14 protein-coding genes are annotated in these 24,193 nt (G+C 63.9%); 3 read left to right on the top strand and 11 right to left on the bottom strand.

Annotated features, from left to right (window positions below; all coding sequences use genetic code 11):
* Nucleotides 1-9: 9 nt before the first annotated feature.
* The 5 genes from ABJO61_RS12515 to ABJO61_RS12495 form a co-directional block, all read right to left on the bottom strand.
* The gene (locus ABJO61_RS12515; RefSeq protein ID WP_348325072.1) at nucleotides 10-567 is read right to left on the bottom strand and encodes a NifU family protein; all 558 of its coding nucleotides are present in this window, start codon (nucleotides 565-567) and stop codon (nucleotides 10-12) included.
* Between the two features lie 84 nt (nucleotides 568-651).
* The gene (locus ABJO61_RS12510) at nucleotides 652-1,170 is read right to left on the bottom strand and encodes a universal stress protein (protein WP_348325074.1); all 519 of its coding nucleotides are present in this window, start codon (nucleotides 1,168-1,170) and stop codon (nucleotides 652-654) included.
* Nucleotides 1,171-1,222: 52 nt separating this feature from the next.
* Nucleotides 1,223-2,302 carry a DUF2333 family protein gene (locus tag ABJO61_RS12505; RefSeq protein ID WP_348325076.1) on the bottom strand — a complete coding sequence of 360 codons (1,080 nt, stop codon included), beginning with the start codon at nucleotides 2,300-2,302 and terminating at the stop codon, nucleotides 1,223-1,225.
* Between the two features lie 81 nt (nucleotides 2,303-2,383).
* Nucleotides 2,384-3,391 carry a tryptophan--tRNA ligase gene (trpS, locus tag ABJO61_RS12500; RefSeq protein WP_348325077.1) on the bottom strand — a complete coding sequence of 336 codons (1,008 nt, stop codon included), beginning with the start codon at nucleotides 3,389-3,391 and terminating at the stop codon, nucleotides 2,384-2,386.
* A 179-nt stretch (nucleotides 3,392-3,570) separates the two neighbouring features.
* The gene (locus ABJO61_RS12495) at nucleotides 3,571-9,375 is read right to left on the bottom strand and encodes an autotransporter domain-containing protein (RefSeq protein WP_348325079.1); all 5,805 of its coding nucleotides are present in this window, start codon (nucleotides 9,373-9,375) and stop codon (nucleotides 3,571-3,573) included.
* 176 nt (nucleotides 9,376-9,551) lie between these two features.
* On the opposite strand from ABJO61_RS12495, the gene ABJO61_RS12490 reads away from it, so the two are divergent.
* Entirely contained in the window at nucleotides 9,552-10,187 is a 636-nt protein-coding gene (locus ABJO61_RS12490) for a response regulator transcription factor (RefSeq protein WP_348325081.1), read from the top strand.
* Between the two features lie 4 nt (nucleotides 10,188-10,191).
* Here the strand turns inward: ABJO61_RS12490 and ABJO61_RS12485 are convergent, their stop codons facing one another.
* From ABJO61_RS12485 to ABJO61_RS12475, 3 genes are all read right to left on the bottom strand, one after another.
* Nucleotides 10,192-11,970 carry a hybrid sensor histidine kinase/response regulator gene (locus tag ABJO61_RS12485; protein ID WP_348325083.1) on the bottom strand — a complete coding sequence of 593 codons (1,779 nt, stop codon included), beginning with the start codon at nucleotides 11,968-11,970 and terminating at the stop codon, nucleotides 10,192-10,194.
* A 114-nt stretch (nucleotides 11,971-12,084) separates the two neighbouring features.
* Nucleotides 12,085-13,626 carry a murein biosynthesis integral membrane protein MurJ gene (gene murJ, locus ABJO61_RS12480; RefSeq protein WP_348325085.1) on the bottom strand — a complete coding sequence of 514 codons (1,542 nt, stop codon included), beginning with the start codon at nucleotides 13,624-13,626 and terminating at the stop codon, nucleotides 12,085-12,087.
* A 28-nt stretch (nucleotides 13,627-13,654) separates the two neighbouring features.
* Entirely contained in the window at nucleotides 13,655-16,441 is a 2,787-nt protein-coding gene (locus ABJO61_RS12475) for a [protein-PII] uridylyltransferase (RefSeq protein WP_348325087.1), read from the bottom strand.
* Between the two features lie 251 nt (nucleotides 16,442-16,692).
* Between ABJO61_RS12475 and ABJO61_RS12470 the strand changes: the two genes are divergently transcribed.
* Nucleotides 16,693-17,418 (top strand): class I SAM-dependent methyltransferase, encoded by a 726-nt coding sequence (locus ABJO61_RS12470; protein ID WP_348325089.1) that lies wholly within the window; start codon nucleotides 16,693-16,695, stop codon nucleotides 17,416-17,418.
* 24 nt (nucleotides 17,419-17,442) lie between these two features.
* Here the strand turns inward: ABJO61_RS12470 and ABJO61_RS12465 are convergent, their stop codons facing one another.
* Nucleotides 17,443-17,847: an NUDIX hydrolase gene (locus ABJO61_RS12465; RefSeq protein ID WP_348325091.1), complete on the bottom strand. Its 405-nt coding sequence runs from the start codon at nucleotides 17,845-17,847 to the stop codon at nucleotides 17,443-17,445.
* Nucleotides 17,844-20,543, bottom strand: coding sequence for a DNA mismatch repair protein MutS (gene mutS / locus ABJO61_RS12460; RefSeq protein WP_348325319.1), 2,700 nt, complete (start codon nucleotides 20,541-20,543; stop codon nucleotides 17,844-17,846). Before mutS ends, ABJO61_RS12465 begins: the two co-directional genes overlap by 4 nt.
* 310 nt (nucleotides 20,544-20,853) lie before the next feature.
* On the opposite strand from mutS, the gene ABJO61_RS12455 reads away from it, so the two are divergent.
* Complete coding sequence (locus tag ABJO61_RS12455; protein WP_348325093.1) at nucleotides 20,854-23,118, top strand: NADP-dependent malic enzyme; 2,265 nt, start codon at nucleotides 20,854-20,856, stop codon at nucleotides 23,116-23,118.
* Between the two features lie 59 nt (nucleotides 23,119-23,177).
* Here the strand turns inward: ABJO61_RS12455 and ABJO61_RS12450 are convergent, their stop codons facing one another.
* On the bottom strand, nucleotides 23,178-24,062 hold the full coding sequence (locus ABJO61_RS12450; protein ID WP_348325095.1) for a GNAT family N-acyltransferase: 885 nt from the start codon (nucleotides 24,060-24,062) through the stop codon (nucleotides 23,178-23,180).
* Between the last annotated feature and the right edge of the window lie 131 nt (nucleotides 24,063-24,193).

Below are 24,193 nucleotides of genomic sequence, written 5' to 3'. Positions count from 1 at the left end.
CAGACTGGATCAGATCTGACGGACTTCGACGATTTCGGGGATGTAATGTTTCAGCATGTTCTCCACACCGCGCTTCAGCGTCACGGTGGAGGAGGGGCAGCCTGCGCAGGCCCCTTGCATGTTCAGGAAGACAACACCTTCCTCATATCCCTGGAAGGTGATGTCGCCGCCATCCTGCGCGACGGCGGGCCTCACGCGTGTGTCCAGGATTTCCTTGATCTGGGACACGATCTCGCCGTTCTCACCCTTATGTTCCGCATGGGCATCCTCGGCTTCACCCGCCGCGAAGAGGATAGGAGCACCGCTCGTGAAGTGCTCCATGATTGCGCCAAGAAGAGCAGGCTTCATGTGCTGCCATTCGCCGCCCGACTTGGTGACGGTGATGAAATCGTTGCCGAAGAAAACGCCGGCAACATTCTCGATGGCGAAAAGGCGCATTGCGAGAGGCGAGCGCTCAGCCGCCTCACGCGTCGGAAAATCGGCGGCACGGCCCTCTCCAAGCACTTCACGGCCGGGCAGGAACTTCAAAGTCGCCGGGTTCGGCGTCGCCTCGGTCTGGATGAACATGAGAAAAGCCCTTCTTATATCGTGGGTTAGCGGCCCGCGAGACCGCCTCGTTCGCGCTATAGATGGACCGTCAGACCGCCCAAATCAAGCCAGCGAGCGCAGTGCTTCCTCGGTCAGACTGCCGGGCACCACGGTGACCGGGATGGGAAAGGCCTTTTCGGAGGCGCTTGCCACCATTGTCACCAGCGGCCCGGGCCCCTCTTTGCCGAGCGCCGCCGCGAGCACAAGGATCGCGATATCCTTGTCCTCACCGATAAGCTGCATCACCTGCTCGGCGCGGCGCCCTTCGCGGATGATGAGTTCCGGCATGATGCCCGCATATTCGTTCACATGGGCGGCGAGCCGGTGCAGCAGTTCTTCTGCTTCCGCGCGCGCTTCCTCCTGCATGATATTTTTCACGCCAAGCCATTGTTGAGAGGCTTCGCCAGGTTCAATCACCGCAAGGAGCGTAACAACGCCATTCGTATGACATGCGCGCAGGCTCGCGAAATGGATCGCGACTTCGGATTCGGGCGTGCCGTCCACAATGACGAGAAACTTGCGCCGCTTCTGCGATGCGGCGCTTCGGCCCGATATATCGGATTCGTTCACAGGTTCGCTCATGGGCCGGATGCTGCCACCACCCGCGCCATCCGGCAAGCATTTGAAATCAGGCTTATTTCAAAAGGATATTGCTGATTTCGCGAAGCTGTGTGCGCGCACGCAGGAGGTAAAAGCCCTGCATGGCAAGGTGGTTCGGCTGGAATTGCGCGTCGGGCGCACCGTTCGTCACCACCCAGGGATCGAGAAGGGCGGCCTTGCGGAAACTTCCCATCATCTCGTTCCAGGGCTTCTCAAGGTTACGCTCCTTGATGATGGGATCGAAGTCCGTGCCGAGGCCCTGCAACACCATGTAGTAGCCGTAGAGCTTGCCCTTGGTGAAATAGAAGATATCGTCCGCGTCGGAGTCAAAAAAGCTGCCTGCCTGTTCGGCAAGGTGGCGGTCGATCAACGCAGAAGATGAGCCGATATCGGCCGCGAAACGCTCGATCGTCGCAAGCAGATTATCGGCACGAATGTCGTAATTCGCTTCGCCTTTTGCGAGGCGCGCGTTGTAGGTCAGCAGGCGGCTGCGCGCGTCGCGATATTGCGATTCCGAACTCGCGCGCGGCGCAAGCGAAACGCTCGGATTCCAGATCCAGACATTGCCGGGATATTGCAGCAGGCCCGCGGCGCGCTGAAGGTCGGGGTCTGCCTCGGAAGAACCGCGCGTACGTCCGAGCTGGTCCGTCAATTCGAAACCAAAGCGCGCCAGCGCCGACATCATGCCCTGCTGAAAGTTCGGCATGTTGTCGAGCAATACGCCCGGCTGGAAAAAGGGATCGTTCGCCGTCCAGTTGTTCTGGTTGACCTCGCGGTCGATCAGGCCCGCCGCATAGGCAACTGCCATGCTGCCGCCATCAACGGAATCTGCGGCCGAAGGCGCGAAGTCGATATCGTCGTCGACCTTGTGAACGACGAACATGCCGATCGGATAGTAGAGAAGGATGATGATGAGAATGGCGAGGCCTGCGCGTTTGGCCAGGCTGCCCATGCCGGAGCTGTTGAGGCCGCCAAAAAACCGGCCGAAGCCGCCTTGTCCACCCGAAGCTGCCGCGCCGCCGGACGATGCCGCCTGCGTTCCATCGCCCCGCCGGTACATCCAGCGGTGACGAAGATTTTCGCGCCAGCCTGCAAGACGCTCGGAAAATGACATGGACGGATATTCCTCCGGGACAGATTTGCGCCTATGCGGACCCCACCTTAAATGGGGCGCGCGGCGCACGGATCAAGCATCTCAGATAAAACCGACAATCTCGCGAACACGCGCGAGAACGGGATCGGCGAGCGCGTGAGCCCGTTCAGCGCCCCTTTCCAGGATGCCGTCGATGTAGCTTGCGTCGTCCATCAGACGTTTCATTTCGTTCGTGATGGGCGAGAGTTTTTCGACCGCGAGGTCGGCAAGGGCCGGTTTGAAGACGGAGAACTGCGCGCCGGAAAATTCGGTAAGCACTTCGGCCTTTGTCTTGCCGGAAAGCGCCGCATAGATGCCGACGAGATTGGCAGCGCCGGGACGGCCCTCCAGGCCTTCGACGGCTTCGGGCAACGGCTCGGGATCGGTCTGGGCCTTGCGGATTTTCTTCGCGATATCGTCCGAGCTGTCCCGCATGGTGATGCGCGAAAGGTCCGAGGGGTCGGACTTCGACATCTTCTTCGTGCCGTCACGCAAGCTCATGACGCGCGTCGCCTCGCCCATGATGAGCGGCTCGGGCTGCGGAAAGAAATCCGGCGCGTCGAAATCATTGTTGAACTTCTGCGCGGTGTCGCGCGCGAGTTCGAGATGCTGCTTCTGGTCTTCGCCGACCGGCACATGCGTTGCGCGGTAAGCAAGAATGTCAGCTGCCATAAGCACCGGATAGGCATAGAGACCAACGCTCGCCTTCTCTCGATCCTTGCCGGCCTTGTCCTTGAACTGCGTCATGCGATTGAGCCAGCCGATGCGCGCCACGCAATTCAGTATCCATGCGAGTTCGGCGTGAGCTGAAACCTTGGACTGATTGAAAATGATGTGACGCTCGGGGTCGATGCCCGATGCGATATAGGCGGCAGCAACTTCGCGCGTGTTCGCTGCGAGCTCTTTTGGCTCCTGCCAGACCGTGATCGCATGCATGTCGACCACGCAGTAAATGCACTCATAAGCGTCCTGAAGGCCAACGAAGTTGCGGATCGCACCCAGATAATTTCCGAGGTGCAGATTTCCGGTCGGCTGCACACCGGAAAAGACGCGATTTTGGGGCTGTTCCATTCGAGAGGTTCCATGGCCAGACGGGCGTGAATCGGTGAGGTTATGCGGCGCATGAGCCCCGAAGGCAATCCCCCGGCCGGGGGTAACCTCGCCCGAAAACAGCCCGACTGTCATCGTAACGTCACGAAAACGTCACATTGGAGAGCGTTATCCCCGCCCCCGGGGATATCCGGCACGGCTCAGAAGCGGAAGGAAATTTCCGCCTTGAGGCCGTGGTCACGCGCATCCTCGCCAAACTCGCCTTCATAGGAAAGTTCGAGAACGGAGGCGGTGCCGAGCTCGATTTCCACACCGGCCCCGAGCGCCAGAACATCCTCCGAGAGGGCCGCTCCGCGAATGGTGAAGGGGGCGGCGGGGTTGCTTGCAAAGGCGGCGCGCGAGACGGGATCGATATCGCCGAAGGCGTGACGCCAGGCCAGCGAACCGAACAGATCGACCGTTTCCCATTGGCGGCGTGCGCGCAGACCAAGCGCGGTGATGCCGGTCGTGTTGCTGGTGCCGGAAATGGCGAGCGCGGCGGGACCACCCGTTTCGGTGAAGCTCTCCGTTTCGATATGGACGAAGGAGAGCCCGGCAAAGGGCGTGAGGGTGAGGTCACCCATGTCGAAGCCCATGCTCGCCTCGGTGGAGCCTTGTATGGTGTGCGCGCCGTAATCGCCCTTGATGCGCGAACCAAGGACCGTGCGCTCCGTATCGGCCATCTGGTAGCTATAGGCGAGCGCGGCCTTGACCTCGACCTCGCCAAGCTCCGTGCCCGCATAGCCCGCAATATGGAAGTTGTCGCTCTCGCCAGAGGAGGCAAGGCCGTTCACATCGAAGGTCGAGCGGCTGTAACCCGCCGCGATGCCGATGCGGCTTGCCGTGCCGACCTCGCGATCGACACCGCCGAGGAAGCCCGCCGAGGAACGGTCGAGCGCGGCGGTCGCGGCGGTGGCGTCGGTCGTGCCCCAGCCGCCAAAGACCTGACCCCAGACGGTGACCGCATGAGGCGTCGCATCGCCCGCCGCAGGCGCATAGCCGATGTCGCGACTTGCAACGCCGCCAAGCCCGCCGAAGAGCGCGGCCAGACGATTGGTCAGCACCTCGCGAACCTGCTGCGCGCCGAGGAAGAAGGCCGAGACCGTGCTCGCATGAGCTTCGCCCGTGAGCGTGTCGAAGGTGTGGCGCGCTTCTTCTTCCGTCATCAGAAGAAGAGCATCGTAAATCTCGTTGCCAGCGCCCAGCCCATCGAGCGCGGCGGCAACCGCCTGCTGGTTCGGCGAGACGGCCGCGTCCTCGAAATCCGCCGCCGGTACGAAAGAGAGAAAGACGTTGTTCGCATCGTAGCTGAGCGTCGGCGCGAGGAAGGCGAAGCTCGTGCCGATGGCGCCGAAGATGCCGCTTACACCATTATCCGCCGCGATGAGCGTATAGGTTGCGTTCGGCGCATAGGTCGTGCCGTCATCGCTACCGTTTGCCGCCGCGACGAAGACGGAGGCTCCGCTGTCGATGGTGACGCCGCCCGTCACATCGACGAAGTCGTTATTCGTACCTGCGACCGTACCGCCATCGTTCAGTTCGACCTCGAAGAAGGAGCCGTCGCCAAAGGCCAGATCGCCATCGACGGTGAGGGTGCCGATGGAATTGCCCGGCGAGAGAACGCCGTCGCCATTGAGCGTCGTATCGCCAACGGTACCGGAACCGCCGAGGCGGGCATTGGAAACCGTCACGCTGCCACCAAGCGTTCCGTCCACATTGAGCTGACCGCCGGTGATCGAGGTGACGCCGGTAAAGGCCGTGCTCAGGCCGGTGAAGGTGGTCACGCCTGCGATGTGGGAGACTGTGCCGGCCCCTTCGAGCAGGGCACCGAAGAGGTAGTCCGTCGCGGTGTGATTGAAGAGCAGCCTTCCGTCGCCGCCGTCATCCGTGTCGAAAGCGATGGTGCCGAGATCGAGCGTGCCTGCCGCCGCCGCATCCTCACCTTCCGCCGCGCCGATATTGATGCGCGCGGTGGAGCCGTCGCCGAGCGCCGCATGAAGCGTACCTGTGCCGCCGTCGAGCTGAAGGAGACCGCCATCGGCAAGCGTCAGATGGCCGGTGCCGGGAATGCCGTCGGCATCGCCGCCAAGCACGAAGGGGCTTCCATCGACCAGCCATTCCGATCCGGTACCTGTAATGGTGACGATGCCGGTTTTGGGCGACTGGAGGCCAACCCGGGCGCTGCCGCTGTGCACGGAGCCCCCGTCCGAGACGGTGAGTTCGCCGGTACCGGCGCCGCCGATATCCAGAAGTCCGGACACATCGAAGAGTGAATTCTCGCCCGTAATAGCCACGGACGACGCGGCACCGCCATTCAGCGAATGAACCGATGCCGAACCAATAACCTCTACCTTCGCACCCTCTTCCACGAGAAGGCTTGCCGCACCCTCGCCTGCAACGCGGAAGGAGGTGGGATCAGCCACCTCGCCAATCGTCCAGGTGCTGCCCGCGCCCGACACGGTGACGGCGGCCTCGAAACCGTCGATGTCGCCGATGCGGCCTTCGCCGCTCGTGACATTTGCACCACCCCGGATCGTCAAGCCGGCATCGGTCGTCCCGCCCGACTCGAGTTGATTGGAAATATCGAGGCGGTTTGCAATGTCGACAGCGACGCCGTCGAGCACGGTGCCCATACCGCGGACGTAGAAATAATCGGCCTCGATGCCGCTGCCGGAGAAAACGATTTCGCCCTCGCCACTCTTCACAAGCCTGCCCGTGCCGGTAATCTCGCCGGTGAAGGCGCCAGCCGAAGCCTGGTCGAATTCGACCGTGCCGCCGGTGATGCCAATATCGCCGACGAGGTTCGCCGTATTGCCGATGAGATCGCCGCCATTGACGGTGATGCCGCCGGTGAAGCTGCTGGTGCCGGTGAGTTCAAGACTTCCTATGCCGGTCTTCACGATGCCGAAGCTGCCGCCCGTCTCGCCGATATTGCCGGACTGGGTGGCGGCACCGATGGTGACATTCAGGTTCGTGTTCGCCCGCAGGTCGATATCGTTCGACAGGTCGATGCCGTCGTCATAGTCGAGGGTGCCGCCGGTGGCGGTGAGGGCGCCGGTGCCGATGGCATCGTCGTCTTCGAGGCGAAGCGTGCCCTCGCCCAGCGTCGTGCCGCCGGAAAACGTATTGGCGCCGGTGAGCGAGAGGATACCGGAGCCGAGCTTGACGAGGCTGCCCGTGCCCGCAATGAGACCGGCGAAAGCGGAGTCGCTGTCCTGATCGGTTTCGAGTTCGGCGCTGCCGAGATCGACCGTGCCGCCCGTGCCGGAAAGTCCGGTTGCGGTGAGGTCGAAATCGTTGAGATCGAGCGTGCCGCCGCTCAGAACATAGGCGCCGGAGGAAAGGCCGGTGGCGCTGCCTGCGCGCAGCGTGCCGGCTTCGACAGTCGTGCCACCGCTATAGCTGTTCGCACCGGTGAGCGAGAGAATGCCGGAGCCGAGTTTCACGAGACTGCCCGTGCCCGCAATGAGACCGTCGAAAACGGAGTCGCTGTCCTGATCGACCTCGAGTTCGGCGGTCCCCAGATCGACCGTGCCGCCCGTGCCGGAAAGTGCGGACATGGTGAGGTCGAAATCATTGAGGTCGAGCGTGCCGCCATTGACGGTGTAAGCGCTGTCGGAGGCGAAAGCCGAAGCGGAGCCTGCCCGCAATGTTCCTGCCGAGACTGTCGTCGCGCCGCTATGGCTGTTCGCGCCGGAAAGCGTGAGGATGCCTGCGCCCGTCTTTTCGAGCGTGCCGGTGCCGGAGAGGGCGCCCGTGTAGGAACCATCCGAGGCCTGATCGAAAGCGAGCGCCGCATTGTTCACAATGTCGCCGACGAGGCTCGATGTATTGCCCTTGAGTGTGCCCGCCGAGACTGTCGTGCCGCCGGTATAGCTGTTTGTGCCGGTGAGCGAGAGGGTGCCCGCCCCCGTCTTCACGATGCCGAAGCTACCGCCGGTCTCGCCGATATTGCCGGACTGGGTGGCGGCGCCGGTGGTGACGTTCAGGTTCGTGTTCGCCCGCAGGTCGATATCGTTCGACAGGTCGATGCCATCATCATAGTCGAGCGTGCCGCCGGTGGCGGTGAGCGCGCCGGTGCCGATAGCATCATCGTCTTCGAGGCGGAGCGTGCCCTCGCCCAGCGTGGTGCCGCCGGAAAATGTGTTGGCGCCGGTAAGCGAGAGAATGCCCGAGCCGAGCTTGACGAGGCTGCCCGTGCCCGCGATGAGGCCGTCGAAAGCGGAGTCGCCGTCCTGATCGACCTCGAGTTCGGCGCTGCCGAGATCGACCGTGCCGCCCGTGCCGGAAAGTTCGGATGCAGTGAGATCGAAATCGTTGAGGTCGAGTGTGCCGCCATTGACCTCGTAAGCGCTGTCGGAGGCAAAAGCCGACGCGGAGCCTGCGCGCAGCGTGCCTGCCGAGACCGTCGTGGTGCCGGTATAGCTGTTCGTCCCGGTGAGCGAGAGAGTGCCCGCGCCGGTCTTCACGATGCCGAAGCTGCCGCCCGTCTCGCCGATATTGCCGGACTGGGTGGCGGCGCCGGTGGTGACGTTCAGGTTCGTGTTCGCCCGCAGGTCGATATCGTTCGACAGGTCGATGCCGTTGTCATAGTCGAGCGTACCGCCGGTGGCGGTGAGAGCGCCGGTGCCGATGGCATCGTCATCTTCGAGGCGCAGCGTTCCCTCGCCCAGCGTGGTGCCGCCGGAAAATGTGTTGGTGCCGGTCAGCGAGAGGATGCCCGAGCCGAGCTTCACGAGGCTGCCTGTGCCCGCAATGAGGCCACCGAAAACGGAGTCGCTGTCCTGATCGACCTCGAGTTCGGCGCTGCCGAGATCGACGGTTCCGCCCGTGCCCGAGAGCGACGACGCGGAGAGATCGAAATCGTTGAGGTCGAGCGTGCCGCCATTCACCGTGTAGGCGGCGTTGGGGGAAAGAGCACCCGCCGCGCCTGCGCGCAGAATACCGCCTTCGACCAGCGTACTTCCCGACCAGCTATTCGATCCGGAGAGGATGGTGGTGCCCGCGAGCTGGTGCACGTCGCCATTACCCGAGATGGACGAAGCGAAGGTGTAATCCGTTTCCGTATGGTTGAAGACAATTGTGCCGTCGCCCGCTCCGAAGCCGACGTTGCTCGTCTGCAACGATCCTGCTGCAGCGGCGGCATCGCCTTCCGCCGCGCCGATATTCAGTGTGCCGGTGGAGTTGGCCCCTCCGGCAACGTACAGCTTGTTGTAGAGGCCGTTGATGTTGACCAGGCCCCCATCGGCGATGGTCAGGATACCTGTGCCGTTATAGCTACCGGAGTAGGCACCGAGATTGATCGTACCGTTGGTGTTCCAGGTCGACCCGGACCCCGTCACCGTTACGGTGCCGAGCGAGCCATCATACTGGCTCATATATGTGGTGTAGGGCGTGGTCAGGGTTCCGCCATCCTCGATAAAGATATGGCCGATGCCCGAATAGGAGCCGATAAAGGTGCTTGACGAAGCGGTTATCCCGGACCCGGCGCCACGGATGGTGGCGGTGCCGCTGTAACCATTATATCCGAAGAGTTCAAATACCCCCACATTCAGCGTACCGCCGCCCTGCACGATGAGCGAACCGTCCTGCGTGGAGCCGCCAATATTGGTGCGGCCAGAGTCCGCGACACCGATACCATCGACAGTTGCGGCGACAGGCCCCTCGATCTTGGTCGTTCCCGAAGTGTTGACTGGCAGACCGTTCGACCAGTTGGCCGCGTTGTTCCAGTCGCCGTCGGCGGCGCCCGTCCATGAGGTGTCCGCGCGGGCGGGGGCCGGAAGCAGCGCGAGGCTCGCGCCCGCGAGGAGGGCGGCGATGCCGACGCCGGAGAGAAGACGCCGCGTCAGGTTTCGCCGGAGGACAGCAAGTGGCACAGCCTTGCGCCGGACACGCATGAAGCGCCATGTGGTAACGCGCATGGTGCGCCGCCCCGCCGCTGCCCGATTTCCGCTTTTCACGCCCATGATCGGCCCCCCACAGCCCGCCATTGAAGAAAATCGGGGAGATCATGAGCGGCAGGGAAACGAGGCGACAGATGTACAGGTGTACAGGTGCGGGGGCGTGCGGATGGGGCTAGAGTCGCGAAACACTGCGGTATTTTCGCAGATTCCGGCATTTTTCAGAGGCAAGACAGAAATCCTTGAGCGAAGAACGCATCATCATCGCCGACGATCATCCGGTTTTCCGGATGGGGATGCGCCATATCCTCGGGCGGGCCTGCCCCGGCGCGGAGATATGCGAGGCGGGCTCCTTCGAGGAAGTGCTGGCGGCGGCGCGAGAGGGTGCGGCGCCCGCCATGTTCGTGCTCGACCTGCTGTTTCCCGGCTTCGTGCCCGACCAGTCCATCGGAACGCTGCGGCGGCAGTTTCCGCGCGCGACGCTTGCCATCGTCTCGATGGCGGATGACAGCGAAACCATCGACGTGGTGATGGCGGCGGGCGCGGATGGCTTTGTCGGCAAGGCCGTGCCGCCGGGAGAGATCGCCGAAGCGATTGCCGCGATCCATGACGGCGAGATCGTGGTGAGGTCCGCGGCGGCGCATCTGCCGACACCTGCGGCGAGAGCGGGCATGAGCACGTGCGAAAGCGACGTGCAGCTTTCGCCGCGTCAGCGTGAAGTTCTGAAGCTCGTCGCCGCGGGCATGACCAACAAGGAAATCGGGCGCGAACTCGGCATATCGCCGGTAACGGCGCGGATGCATGTGTCGGCGCTGCTTCGGACACTCGGTGTCGCGAGCCGCGCGGCGGCAGCGGGCGTGGCGACGAAACTTCTCTGAACGATCAGGAAATAGCCGCCTCGTCTTCCTGCACCTCGTCGCCAAGCGCAAAGCCGGTCAGGAGCGCGCGCAGTTCGGCCGGATGGGCGGGCTTTCGCAGGAAGGGGATGCCGGAGCGCGCGAGATGCGTCAGCGTTTCCGGCTCCGAGCGGCCGGTGAGAATGGCGGCAGGCACGGACCAGCCCTCCTGCTCGCGTATCTTCGCGATGACGCCGAGCCCGTCCAGCGAACCGCCGAGATCGAAATCGCTGACGATGGCGTCGCATCCGACGGCTTCTTCGGGCAGGCCCGCGAACTCCATGACCTCGCAACCCCAGCGGCGCAGAAGCGTGGCCGTGGCAGCGAGCACTTCGGGATCATCGTCGATGACGCAGACGGCAAGGCCCGTGAGCGGGTGCTGACGGTGCGCACGCGGAACGGAGACGGCGCCCGGCTCGACAACGGGAAGACCGGCAATGCGAATGGTGGTGCCGCACCCTTCGGCGGAATCGATACCGACATCGAGCCCCATGAGCCCGCCAAGGCGGCGGACGATGGCGAGGCCGAGCCCCAGACCTTCAGCCTTGTGACGCGCATCGCTTCCGGCGCGATAGAACTCGTCGAAGATGTGGTGGAGATCGGCTTCGGCGATGCCCGGCCCGTCATCCGAGATTTCCAGCACCGCACGGGCCTCGCCATCGAGGCGCGCCCTTATCTGGACCGTCGCGCCGCGCGCATATTTCAGCGCATTGGAAATGAGGTTCTGGATCATGGTCGAAAGAAGGGCGGGGTCCGCCGATACCCAGAGGCCGGCAGACTCCAGAACGAGATCGCCGCCGCTCTCGCGCAAGGCATCCGCATTCTGCCGGCCAATGTCGCGCAGCACATCGTCGAGAGAAATGCGCTCGGGCTGGGGCACGATGCCGCCGACATCGAGGCGCGAAATATCGAGAAGCGACCCGAGAAGACGGCTCACGGAACGCGCCGCATTGTCGATGCTGACGACATGCTGCCGGGCTGCGGGGTCGAGCCGCAGGTCGCGCAGGCAGGCCGTGAAGAGACCGATGGCATGGACGGGCTGGCGCAGGTCATGGCTCGCATGGGCAAGGAAGCGGGATTTCGAGAGATTGGCCTCGACCGCTTCCTGACGGGCCTCTTCAAGTTCCGCAGCCATTTCAGTGATCTCGGCAAGCTTCGCATCGAGCGAGCGCGTGAGCGTCACATTGGCCGTCATGAAGCGCAGCAGGCGGAAGCCGAGGATCGAGATAACGCCTGCATAGAGCAGCATCATGGCCATGACCGCCGCGCCCACAAAGCCGGGATCGTGGTAAAGATGCGCGAGGCCGAGCAACGGCACCGAGGTCCACAAGCTGATGAGACAGGATCGCGGCAGCGCGTGTTGCGAGGAGACGGCGCCGAGCGCCGTGCCGCCAAGGGCGAGCGAATAGACCAGCAGATAATGAAAGTCTCCGGTCGCCGCGCCGAAAGCGCCGAGGCCCCAGCTCATGCCGACGAAAAAGGTGAGCACGCTATGGGCAATGCCATAAGGCGCGGCGGCGGCATCGTCTTCCGGGCGGTCATGCGTGTAACGCCAGGCGAGGGTGGCGAGCGCGATGGAGAAGCTGCAAATGGCGGCATACCAGATCCAGGGCCAGACATCGCCCGGCCAGGCATAGGCAAGCAGCGCCACGGTCGCCGTGACGACGCCGATATGGACCAGCCAGGCCTGGAAGCTCAGATCGAAGAGATAGTCGAGCTGCCATTTCTCTGCATGGCCGAGGGCACGGAGCCGCTCTCTCAGCATGGCGGCATCCCCTCCCCGTTGCGCCGGATCGCCACCGCCATCCCAGCGCGAGCAGCCGCCGCCTGTCAACAATGAAGGGACGGGGCCCCCCGTCAATGCCACGTCAATGTCACGTCAATGCCGCGTGAAGGCGCGGCGGAGATCGCGGAGGCGCGAGGCGCCCGTGACCTCGCAGAGGAGGAAATAGACGAGGACGCCGCCCGCGATGAGCGCGAAAAGGGCGGCGATGCTGACGAGAAGGCCGTTCTCGAAGAAGGGGGCGAGCGCCTCCGCACCGAACCAGAGGGCGGCCCCCATGCCCACCGAAGCGAGAAGGGTGAGCGGCAGGCGGCGCAGCAACTGCGCGTCGGGCGCGAACTCGCCGCGGCGGTAGAGGCGGGTGCCAAGCTGCCCCGCATTCACCCAGGCGGCGAGCGTGGTGCCGGTGGCGATGCCGGCAAAGCCGAAATATTGAAAGAGGGCGAAGCTTGTCGCGATGTTGACGGCGATGGAGATGGCGGCGAAGCGGAGCGGCGTCTTCGTGTCCTCGCGCGCGAAGAAGGCGGGCTGAAAAACCTTGATGAGGACGAAAGCGGGAAGGCCCGCCGCATAGATGACGAGGGCGAGCGCGGTCGCCTCCGTGTCCGAACGCATGAACGCGCCGCGCTCGAAGAGAACGCGGATGATGTCGAAGGCGAGGACGGCAGCCCCGGCAGCGGCAGGGACCGTCAGCAGCATCGAGAATTCGACCGCCCGGTTCTGGCTCCAGCTTGCGCCCGCCGCATCCTCCGCGCGCAGGCGGCGCGACAGTTCCGGCAGCAGCACGATGCCGATAGCAATGCCGATGACGGCGAGCGGCAACTGGTAGATGCGGTCGGCATAATAGAGCCAGGAAACGGCGCCGGCCTGAAGCGAGGCGATCATGGTGCCGATGGTGAGGTTCACTTGCGTGATGCCGCCCGCGATGACGCCGGGCACACCGAGACGGAAGAGACGGCGGACATCGGGCGTGAGCTTCGGCAGGCGGAGCCGCAACACCATGCCCGCGCGCCAGAGCGAAACCGTGAGCCAGACGAATTGCACGACGCCCGCCGCCGCGACGCCCCAGCTGAGCGCGCGGCCCGGATTATCGGTCAGCGGCACGAGAAAGAGGATCGCGAGGATCATCGTCACGTTCAGCATGACCGGGGCGGCGGCGCCCGGAAAGAAGCGGCCAAGCGAATTCAGGATCGCCGATTGCAGCGCGGTGAGCGAGATGAAGAGAAGATAGGGAAAGGCGATGCGCGTGAACTCGACCGCCCATGCGAATTTCTGCGGGTCTTGCGAAAAGCCCGGCGCGAAGACGAGCATGAGCCAAGGCATCGCCAGTTCGGCGGCGATGGTGAGCACGAGGAGCGCGACGAGCAGAACGGCAAGCGCATCTTCCGCGAAGCGCCGTGCGGCGTTTTCGCCCTCGCCTTCGAGGCGCTTGGCAAAGAGCGGCACGAAGGCCGAGTTGAACGCACCCTCCGCGAAGATCGAGCGGAACATGTTGGGAAAGCGGAAGGCGACGAAGAAAGCGTCCGCTATCGGCCCCGTGCCGAGGGCGGCGGCGACCATGACGTCGCGCAGGAAGCCGAGCAGACGGCTGATGAGCGTGGTGCCGCCGACGGTCGCGGCCGAACGGACGAGATTCATCTAGCGTCGCTTCATGTTCGCGGGAACCTCACTCTGCGGCCACATCTTCGCGGCGGCGCTTGGCGGGCCTTGCTTTTTTCATCGGATCGGCGAGCGCCTCCTGAAGATGACGGTGGACGGCCTTCTTCTTGTTGGCGTTGGTAACCTTGTGGCCGATCACGTCCTTCACATAGAAGACGTCGACCGCACGCTCGCCATAGGTTGTGATGTGGGCCGAGCCGATGGTCAGCCCCAGGTGGAAGAGTGCGCGCGCCAGCGAATGCACGAGGCCCGGACGGTCGAGACCGTTCACCTCGATGACCGTGTAGGCATCCGACGCATCATTGTCGATGAAGACCTGCGGGGCGACGGTGAAGGCATCGGCGCGGCGCTCGCGGCGCTGACGGCTCTCGATGGCGTCGGGCGGCAGTACCTCGCCCGCAAGCACCTTGCGGATCATGTCTTCGAGGCGGCGGATGCGGCGTTCCTCGCGCACGGCGGTGCCGTCGGGATCCTGCACCCAGAGCATGTCGAGGGCCATGCCGTCGCGCGTGGTGAAAATCTTCGCGTCGATGATGTTCATGCCGAGGATGGCGCAAGCGCCCGCGAAGCGCGCGAAGAGGCCCGGATGGTCCTGCGTGTAGAGGGTAAGCTCGGTGATGTCGCGCAGCGGCTCCGGCTCGACGGAGATGGCAAGCGGCTTGTCCTTCGCGCCTTCGATGAAACGCGCGTGACGCTCCTGCAAATCCGTGTCGGTCGATATCCAATAGGCATCGCCATGACGCTTCAGATAGCGCTCGACAGCGGTTTTCGACCAGTCGGACAGGCGCTCGGTGAGTGCGTTCTTTGCTTCCACGACGCGGCCCTTGCGGTTCAAGGCACTTTCGCCGCCCTGCAGGACCGCTTCCGTCTCGAAATAGAGCTGGCGCAGAAGCTGGCCCTTCCAGCCGTTCCAGACGCCGGGACCGACGGCCATGATGTCCACGACGGTAAGGACATAAAGCATCTTCAGACGCTCGGGGCTCTGCACGAGGCTGGCGAAATCGCGGACGGTGCGCGGGTCGGCAATGTCGCGGCGCTGCGCGACATCGGACATGACGAGATGGTTCTGCACGAGCCAGGCGACGGTTTCGGTTTCGCCGGGGCCCATGCCGAGACGCGGGCAGAGCTTGCGCGCGATGGCCGCACCGGCATCCGAGTGATCCTCGTCGCGGCCCTTGGCGATGTCATGCAGGAAGACGGACATGTAGAGCGCGTTGCGGCTTTTCAGCTTGCCCATGAGTTCATGCGCGAGCGGATATTCCTTGAGATCCTTGCCCTTCTCGACTTCCGAGAGAATGCCGATGGCGCGCAGGAGATGTTCGTCCGCGGTGTAGTGGTGATACATGTTGAACTGCATCAGCGCGACGATGCGGCCGAAATCCGGCACGAAGCGGCCGAGCACGCCTGCCTCGTTCATCAGGCGCAGCGTGATTTCCGGCGTCTTCTTCGAGGCAAGAATTTCGAGGAAGAGACGGTTCGCCTCCTCGTTCTTGCGAAGCGAGGCGTCGACCAGCTTCAGCGAGCGCGTGACAAGCTTCAGCACGTCGGGATGAATATCGAGGCCGTGGCTCTCCGCGACGTGAAAGAGGCGGATGATATTGACCGGGTCTCTTTCGAAGAAGGATACATTGTCGACGGAGAGACGGCCCGTCTCCACGGTGAAGCCGCGAATGACCTTCTTGCGGCGCATGGCCTGCATGAAGCGGCCGATGGAGGGCTGCTTCTTCTTTTCCTGTTCTTCGAGCACGGCGCAGAAAATGCGCGTCAGGTCGCCGACATCCTTGGCGACAAGAAAGTAGTGCTTCATGAAACGCTCGACCGCCTTCAGCCCGCGATGTTCCTGATAGCCGAGACGGTTCGCCATTTCGGTCTGGAGGTCGAAGGTGATGCGCTCTTCGGCGCGGCCGGTGAGGAAGTGCAGCTCGCAGCGCACCGCCCAGAGGAAATTCTCCGCCTTGCGGAAGGTCTGGTATTCTTCCTTGGTGAAGACGCCGACCTTCACGAGATCGGAGGTCTGCTTCACGCGGTAGACATATTTCGCGATCCAGAAAAGCGTGTTGAGATCGCGAAGACCGCCCTTGCCTTCCTTCACATTGGGCTCGACCAGATAGCGGCTTTCGCCCGAACGCTGATGACGGACATCGCGCTCGGCGAGCTTCGCCTCCACGAATTCATTGCCGGTGCCCTTCACCACTTCCTCGTCGAAGCGGGTTTCGAGTTCGCTGAAGAGCTTGCGGTCGCCATAGATGAAGCGCGCCTCGAGGAGCGAGGTGCGAATGGTGAAATCCTCGCGCGAAAGACGGATGCAATCGGGGATGGAGCGCGTCGAATGACCGACTTTCAGGCCCAGATCCCAGAGCGCATAGAGCATGTATTCGACGACGCTCTCGCCCCAGGGGGTCTGCTTGTAGGGCAGCAGGAAAAGCAGGTCGATATCGGAGCCCGGCGCGAGTGTGCCCCGGCCATAGCCGCCGACCGCGGCAATGGCGAGGCGCTCGGCCTCGCTCGGGTTCGGGGCGGGAAAAACATGCTCGGTCGCGAAAGTGTAGAGCTCGCGGATGATCGTGTCCTGGAGGTAGCAGATGCTCTCGGCGCAGGAGCGGCCCCTGTGAGCGCCCTGCTCCAGCCGCTGCCGCGCCTTTTCGCGGCCCTGCGTCAGCGTCTGCTTCAGTACCGCGACAATGCCGCTCTGCACCGCCTGCTCATCCTTCGCGGTGGCGCGAACGGCATCGAGCTTCTCCCGGATTTCGGCGGGATCGGCGATTTCAAGCATGCTTGGCAGGGTACGGCCCATACGGGGCAACTCCTCGGAGGTTCGGTTTCAGGCACCGGGGCGGCCACCGGCGCGCCCCAAACCGGCATATGAGGACAGGCGTGAGGCGATCAAGAAGGCTTATCATATTCCGGGCAAACTACAGAAATCCTTACCCGTTTCGGACAAAAACCGCGGGCCTGCTTGACAAGATTTTGCCGAGGCCGACATTGTGGCCTTCATTTTTTGCGCCCGGCCGAAAAGCGGGCAAAACGGGCGGACAGCTATTGAACGTGGATACGACAATCGACCGGCGGAAAATTTTCAGCCGTCTTCTTCAGGGCTGGTGGAAAGACCGCGCGCAGTTTTCGCGCAAGAAAATTCACCGCACCTGCCCCGTCTGCGGCTATCACGGCATTTTCCTGTCGGTGGGCCGGCCCTCACGCTGGGATTCGCGCTGCCCCAATTGCGGCTCGCGCGAGCGGCACCGCCTGCTGCAACTCTATCTCACCGAACACGGCATCGACCTCGCGGCCATGAAGATCCTGCAATTCGGCCCCGAGAAGTGGCTGATGCGGGCGATGAAGAACAATCCCGATTACGAGCCCGCCGACCTCTATGCGAAGATCGCGAAGTTCCGCCTCGACATCACGCAGATCGACCGGCCGGACAACAGCTATGACGCCGTGATCGCGAACCATGTGTTCGAGCATATCGACGACGACAAGGCGGCGATGACGGAAATGTTCCGCGTGTTGAAGCCGGGCGGCTACGGCTTCTTCTCGGTGCCGATCAATCTCTCGCGCGACGAGACCTATGAGAACGACGCGATCACCGACCCGGACGAACGCTTCGTCCATTTCGGCGGCACGGACCACAAACGCTTCTACGGGCGCGACTTTGCGGAGAAGCTGAAGGCCGCGGGGTTCACCTCCGTCGAGCCCTATCGCCGCAAGCCGGAAGAAGAAGTGAAGTGGGGCTTGCTGCGCGACGAGTGTATTTATATCGCACGGAAGTAGCCCCCCTCATCCTTCCCGCAGTCTTCAGCTTCGCGTGAGAAGGATCGCGAACAATTCCCTGTATTCGGGAATTGCGAGGTCTTCGAGCGTACAGGCTTCATCGAGCGTGAACCAGCGAAGCTCGGTGTGTTCGTCGTCTGTCAACGAAGGTTCGCCGCGCCATTCGGTGACCCTGAAAAAATGATGCACCGCTTCGCCGTATCGCTCCGGCAGCGGCTCGGCGAACAGACCCACCGCTTCGAATTGCAGCGGCGTGACGCCGAGTTCTTCCATCGTTTCCCGGATCAACGCCTGCTCGACTGTCTCGCCGGGCTCGACATGTCCGCCCACAATATCCCAGCAATCGGGGTAGGTTTCCTTGTGCGCGGCGCGACGCGCGAGAAGCACACGGCCATCCTTCACGAAAAACGCGCCCGCGGTGCGTCTCATTCCCGCGCCAGACCCTTGAGCTTGTAGAGCAGCTCCAGCGCTTCCTTCGGCGTCAGATCGTCGGGGTTGATCGCTTTCAATTCGGCCTCAGCCGCGCTTTCTTCCGCAGGCGGAGCATCGGGCCTTGCGGTGGCGGAGAAGAGCGGCAGGTCGTCGATCAGTTTCGCGCGGGCCTCGCGGTCATTGCCTTTTTCAAGCGTCGAGAGAACGGACTGTGCACGGGCGATGACGGGCGACGGGAGCCCTGCAAGCTTTGCAACCTGAATGCCGTAGGAGCGATCCGCCGCGCCGGGGCCGACCTCATGCAGGAAGACGACATCGCCCTTCCATTCCTTGACCTTCATGGTGGCGTTGGCGAGGTGCGCGAGCTTTTCGGCCAGCACCGTCAACTCGTGGTAATGGGTGGCGAAAAGGGCGCGCGAACGGTTCACATCATGCAGATGCTCGACGGCGGCCCAGGCAATCGAGAGCCCGTCAAAGGTCGCGGTGCCGCGCCCGATCTCGTCGAGAATGACGAGGGAACGGGGCCCCGCCTGATTGAGGATCGCGGCGGTTTCCACCATCTCGACCATGAAGGTGGAGCGGCCGCGTGCGAGATCGTCCGCCGCGCCGACACGCGAGAAGAGACGGTCGACGGTGCCGATATGCGCTTCATCGGCAGGCACGAAAGCGCCCATCTGCGCCATGATGGCGATGAGCGCGTTCTGCCGCAGGAAGGTCGATTTACCGGCCATGTTGGGGCCGGTGAGCAGCCATAATGATTTGGGTGCGTCGTGTCGGGACTGCGCTCCTCCCTCCGCACCTGACCTATCCGTAGCCGACTGCTCGGCGCTGTCGGCGCTGAGGTCGCAATCGTTGGGGACGAACTGCTCGCCCGTCTTCGCCAGTGCAGCCTCGACCACGGGGTGGCGGCCGCCACGGATCGCGAAGGCGAGGCTCGCATCGACGCGGGGGCGGACATGGCGGCGCTCCACGGCAAGCTCGGCCAATGCCGCCGTCACATCGAGTGCAGCGAGCGCTTGCGCCGTGCGGGCAAGCGCGGATGTTTCGGCAAGCGCCGCGGCGACGAGTTCATCGAAAAGGGCGAGCTCGATTTCAAGCGCGCGGCCCGCGGCTTCCGCGATGCGGCTGGCGAGGGAGGCGAGCTCCGTCGTGGTGAAGCGCATGGCATTCGCCATGGTCTGACGGTGGATATAGGTTTCGGAAAATGGCGGCTGGACGAGCTTCTCGCCGTGGCGCGGCGGCACCTCGATATAATAACCGAGCACGTTGTTGTGGCGGACCTTGAGGGCGGAAACGCCTGTTTCTTCCGCATATTTCGCCTGAAGACCGGCGATGAGCTTCCTCGCATCGTCGCGCAGCGCGCGGGTCTCATCGAGATCGGCGGAGGCCCCCTTCGCGATGAAACCGCCATCGCGGGCGATCAAGGGCAGTTCCTCGGCAAGCGTGGCGGCAAGGCGCTCCTTCAGGGGGGCCGCGACATTCTCCATCGCGGCGCATTCGCCCGCGATCTCGTCCGGCAGCGGCAGGAGCGAGGGGGGCGCGGCATCGAGCGCGCCGCAAAGCCTGTGCGCGGCGGCAAGACCGCCCGCGATGGCGGCGAGATCGCGCGGGCCGCCACGGCCGAGCGAGAGGCGCGAAAGCGCACGGGCGATATCGGGCGCGGATTTGAGCGCGGTGCGGAGATCGCGGCGAACGTCACGGCCCTCCACCAGCCATTCGACGGCATCGAGGCGGCGGTTGATCGCTTGCGGGTCCGTCAGGGGGGCGGCGAGACGCGAGCCCAGTTCGCGCGCGCCCGCGCCCGTGACCGTGCGGTCGATCACGGCAAGGAGCGAGCCCGCCGTTTCGCCCTGAAGGGTGCGGACGAGTTCGAGGTTCGCGCGGGTGGCGGCGTCGATCGCCATCGTCTCGACGGTGGCGACGCGGCGGGGGGCGGCAAGGGCCGGCATCCGCCCGACCTGCGTCAGCTCGACATAGTCGAGCAGCGCGCCCATCGCGCCCAGTTCCGCGCGGGAGAAGGCGCCGAAGCCATCCAGTGCCGAGACGGCAAAATGACCCTTCAGGCGGCGCTCGGCATTGCCGCTGTCGAAACGGGCGGAAGGCAGAAGGGTGAGGGCGGCGCCGGAATGGGCGAGGGTTTCGCGGCTGTCTTCGTCGGCCGCGAATCCTTCCGGTACCAGGAGTTCGCCGGGCGAGAGTCTGGCCAGCTCCGCGCCAAGCCCCGAGGGCGAAACGCCCGTGACGGCAAATTCGCCAGTCGAAACATCCGCCCAGGCGAGGCCAAGCTCGCCCTCGCTGCCGACCCTTGCCAGAGCCGCAAGATAATTATGCGCGCGGGCGTCGAGGAGCGTGTCCTCGGTCAGCGTCCCCGGCGTGACGAGGCGCTGGACGGCGCGGGCGACGACGGATTTCGCGCCGCGCTTCTTTGCCTCGGCGGGGTCTTCCACCTGTTCGCAGACGGCGACCTTGAAGCCCTTGCGGATCAGGCGCTCCAGATAGGCGTCATGGCTGTGGACGGGGACGCCGCACATGGGGATGTCATCGCCCAGATGCTTGCCGCGCTTCGTCAGCGCGATATCGAGGGCGCCCGCCGCCGCTACGGCATCCTCGAAGAAGAGCTCATAGAAATCGCCCATCCGGTAGAAAAGGAGGGCATCCGGCCACTGGCCCTTTATCTCCAGATATTGCGCCATCATTGGAGTCGCCTCCGCCGGAACAGCGGGCGGGGCGGCGGGCGGCTCGTTCTGATGAGCGAAGGTGGCGGCGCGTTCGGACATATCGGCTTCCATTGGGGGCGGCAGAGTATCAGAACGACGCCGCGCGAAAAGGCAGGAAGGGGGGATGGGGCCCGGAAGAATGGGGACAGGCGCGGCAAAGCGTGGCAAGGACACGCAAAATCAACGGAGTTCGCTTGTTATTGGCCTATTGCCAGCCTAAAAAGCGGGCTTCGGGAGCGGGCGCCAGCGCCCAACCACCCCATGCCGACAGACCGGATCAGTGACAATGAGCAAAAAGCGCCGCCAGTTTACAGACGAGGAAGCGCTCCTCTTCCATTCCCAGGGAAAGCCCGGGAAGCTCGAAATCAATGCGACCAAGCCGATGGCGACGCAGCGCGATCTCTCGCTCGCCTATAGCCCCGGCGTCGCGGTGCCGGTGCGCGCGATCGCGGAAAACCCGGACGCGGCCTATGACTACACCTCGAAGGGGAACTTCGTCGCCGTGATCTCGAACGGTACGGCGATCCTCGGGCTCGGCGACCTCGGCGCTCTCGCCTCGAAGCCGGTGATGGAAGGCAAGGCCGTCCTCTTCAAGCGGTTCGCCGATGTCGACTCGATCGACCTCGAAGTCGATACGAAGGATGTCGACGCCTTCATCAATTCGGTGCGCTATCTGGGGCCCTCCTTCGGCGGCATCAATCTGGAAGACATTTCCGCGCCCGACTGCTTCGTGATCGAAAGCCGGTTGCGCGAGATGATGGACATTCCCGTCTTTCACGACGACCAGCACGGTACGGCGATCATCACGGCGGCGGGGCTCATCAATGCGCTCTTCCTGACGGGCCGCGACATCAAGAAAACCAGGATCGTCGTGAACGGCGCGGGCTCGGCCGGCATCGCCTGCCTCGAACTCATCAAGGCGATGGGCCTGCCGCATGACAACGCGCTTCTCTGCGACACCAAGGGCGTCATCTACAAGGGCCGCGAAGAAGGCATGAACCAGTGGAAGTCCGCACATGCGGCGACCACGGATGCGCGCACCCTCGAAGAGGCGATGCAGGGCGCGGATGTGTTCCTCGGGCTTTCAGCCAAGGGCGCGATCAACCAGAAGATGGTCGCCTCGATGGCCGACAAGCCGATCATCTTTGCGATGGCGAACCCCGACCCCGAGATCACGCCGGAAGAAGTGGCGCAGGTGCGCGACGACGCCATCATGGCGACGGGCCGCAGCGACTATGCCAACCAGGTGAACAACGTCCTCGGCTTTCCCTATATTTTCCGCGGCGCGCTCGACGTGCGCGCCAGCGCAATCAACGAAGACATGAAGATCGCCTGTGCTGAGGCGCTGGCGAAGCTCGCGCGCGAGGACGTGCCGGACGAAGTCGCCGCCGCCTATCACGGCGAACGCCCGCGCTTCGGCCCGCAATACATCATCCCCGTGCCGTTCGATCCGAGGCTGATCCGCGAAATCCCGCCCGCCGTCGCCAAGGCGGCGATGGATTCGGGCGTCGCGCGCTCGCCCATCGTCGACATGGAAGCCTACAAGAACCGCCTGCAGGCGCGGCTCAATCCGACCGCCGGCACGTTGCAGGTCATCATGGACAAGGTGCGGCGCGACCCGAAGCGCGTCGTCTTCTCCGAGGGCGAGGAAGAGCGCGTGATCCGCGCGGCGCTCGCCTTCCGCGACGGCGGCCTCGGCCATCCGATCCTTGTGGGCCGGGAAGAGCAGATCCGCGACACGCTGAAGCAGATCGGCCTCGACCCCAATACCGATCTCGATATCCGCAATGCGCGGCTTTCGGAGAAGATCCCGGAATATACCGACTTCCTCTATGAGAAGCAGCAGCGCAACGGCTATCTCTATCGCGACTGCCACCGCCTCGTGAGCAATGACCGCAACATCTTCTCCGCCGTGATGGTGGAACGCGGCGATGCGGACGCGATGGTGACGGGTGTGACGCGGACCTATTCGGTCGCGCTGGAAGAAGTGCGCCGCGTGATCGACGCGGTGGACGACAAGCGCCCGATCGGTGTGACGCTGGTCGTTGCGGGCGGGCGCACCGTGCTCGTCGCCGACACGAATGTTCACGAAATGCCGACGCCGGAAGAGCTTGCCGATATCGCCACGCAGGCGGCGGAAGTCGCGCGCCGTCTCGGCTATGAGCCGCGCGTCGCGATGCTCGCCAATTCGAGCTTCGGCACGCATACGCATGAGCGCCCCTCGACGGTGCGCGACGCGGTGCGCATTCTCGACGAACGCCAGGTCGATTTCGAATATGACGGGGAAATGGCCGCCGATGTCGCGCTCAACCGCGAGACGATGGCGCTCTATCCGTTCTGCAGGCTCACAGACACGGCGAATGTGCTCGTCATGCCCGCGATCCATGCGGCCTCGATCTCGACGAAGCTGCTCCGCGTGCTGGGCGGCTCGACGCTGATCGGCCCGCTGCTTGTCGGCCTCAAGAAGCCGGTGCAGATCGTGCCGATGACGGCGACGGTTTCCGACCTCGTGAACATGGCGGCGCTGGCGGCGTATAACTTGTATCGCTGACGTTTCACCTTCTCGTCATTGCGGGCGAAGCGAAGCAATGACGAGAAATGGGTCGAGCGTCAGGCCTTGCCGTCCGGCGTGCCGAACTTCGCACCGAACTTCGTGAGATAGCGGTCCGAAATCTGCGCGACGGGGAAGAGGATCAGCACGTCGGTGGTGCCGAACTGGTGGTCGATCACCGCGCCTTCGCCGATATAGCAGCCCGCACGGAGATAGCCCTTGATCATGGGCGGGAGCGCGCGGAGCGCCTCGCGCGGATCGAGATCGGCTTCGGCCATCCGGTTCATCTCGACATAGAGGTCCGGCAGGGCGCGGACCTTCCAGTCGTCCGGCGCGGCATGATGGTGATGGAGGTAGGAAAGCGGCGCGGCGAGAGCGGCCGGGTCCGTGCCCTCGAAGCTCGCACAGCCGAACATCACGTCGAGATCATGCGCGGTGACGTAATGCATGATGCCGTGCCAGAGAAGCTCCACCGTCGGCTTGTTGCGATAGGGCTTCAGCACACAGGACCGGCCAAGCTCCAGAAAATTCAGGTCGGCATGGCGCGCGAGAAGCGGCGCGATGTCGTATTCGCTGGCGGTGTAGAAGCCGCCATTCTTCTCCGCGACTTCCTGGCGGAGCAGACGGTAGCAGCCGACGACCGCTTCGGGCGGCAGATCGCCCTCCCCGCCTTCGCCTTCGGGCACCAGCGAGTGATCGACCACGAGCAGGTGATCGCAGATTTCGTCGAAGCGGTCGGCGTCGCGCTTGCTCGCACGCGTCGCGTCGTCCGGCGTTGCCGACATCTCCTCATAGAAGACGCGGTAGCGCACGGCCTGCGCCGCATCGATCTCGCGGGGGGAACGCGCAAGACGCACTTCAAGCGCACCCTTGCGGCCGTAGCTCACGGGCAGCGTTGCCGCCTCGGCGAGCGCCCCCTGCCGGTCCGTCTCTCTCGATGTCATTATTCCGGAACCCGAACCTATTTCTGTACTCACCCCGGCATGCCCCGCCCTCGGCAGCCCGGCGGGCGACACAAGACTTCCCCCTGCCCCAATGCCTCTATCCAGCCCCAGAGAGCGCCGAACGGCCATTT

It is taken from the genome of Parvibaculum sp. (assembly GCF_039973015.1).
In the GTDB taxonomy this organism is placed as follows: Bacteria; Pseudomonadota; Alphaproteobacteria; order Parvibaculales; family Parvibaculaceae; genus Parvibaculum.
Note: the sequence above shows the minus strand (reverse complement) of the source record. Positions and strands in the feature narration are given on the sequence as shown.

Bases quoted from the DNA above. Each gene is read 5' to 3' on its own strand.
- ABJO61_RS12515 (WP_348325072.1), bottom strand. From the start codon at position 567: ATGTTCATCCAGACCGAGGCGACGCCGAACCCGGCGACTTTGAAGTTC.
- ABJO61_RS12510 (WP_348325074.1), bottom strand. From the start codon at position 1,170: ATGAGCGAACCTGTGAACGAATCCGATATATCGGGCCGAAGCGCCGCA.
- ABJO61_RS12505 (WP_348325076.1), bottom strand. From the start codon at position 2,302: ATGTCATTTTCCGAGCGTCTTGCAGGCTGGCGCGAAAATCTTCGTCAC.
- trpS (WP_348325077.1), bottom strand. From the start codon at position 3,391: ATGGAACAGCCCCAAAATCGCGTCTTTTCCGGTGTGCAGCCGACCGGA.
- ABJO61_RS12495 (WP_348325079.1), bottom strand. From the start codon at position 9,375: ATGGGCGTGAAAAGCGGAAATCGGGCAGCGGCGGGGCGGCGCACCATG.
- ABJO61_RS12485 (WP_348325083.1), bottom strand. From the start codon at position 11,970: ATGCTGAGAGAGCGGCTCCGTGCCCTCGGCCATGCAGAGAAATGGCAG.
- murJ (WP_348325085.1), bottom strand. From the start codon at position 13,626: ATGAATCTCGTCCGTTCGGCCGCGACCGTCGGCGGCACCACGCTCATC.
- ABJO61_RS12475 (WP_348325087.1), bottom strand. From the start codon at position 16,441: ATGGGCCGTACCCTGCCAAGCATGCTTGAAATCGCCGATCCCGCCGAA.
- ABJO61_RS12465 (WP_348325091.1), bottom strand. From the start codon at position 17,847: ATGAGACGCACCGCGGGCGCGTTTTTCGTGAAGGATGGCCGTGTGCTT.
- mutS (WP_348325319.1), bottom strand. From the start codon at position 20,543: ATGGCGCAATATCTGGAGATAAAGGGCCAGTGGCCGGATGCCCTCCTT.
- ABJO61_RS12455 (WP_348325093.1), top strand. From the start codon at position 20,854: ATGAGCAAAAAGCGCCGCCAGTTTACAGACGAGGAAGCGCTCCTCTTC.
- ABJO61_RS12450 (WP_348325095.1), bottom strand. From the start codon at position 24,062: ATGACATCGAGAGAGACGGACCGGCAGGGGGCGCTCGCCGAGGCGGCA.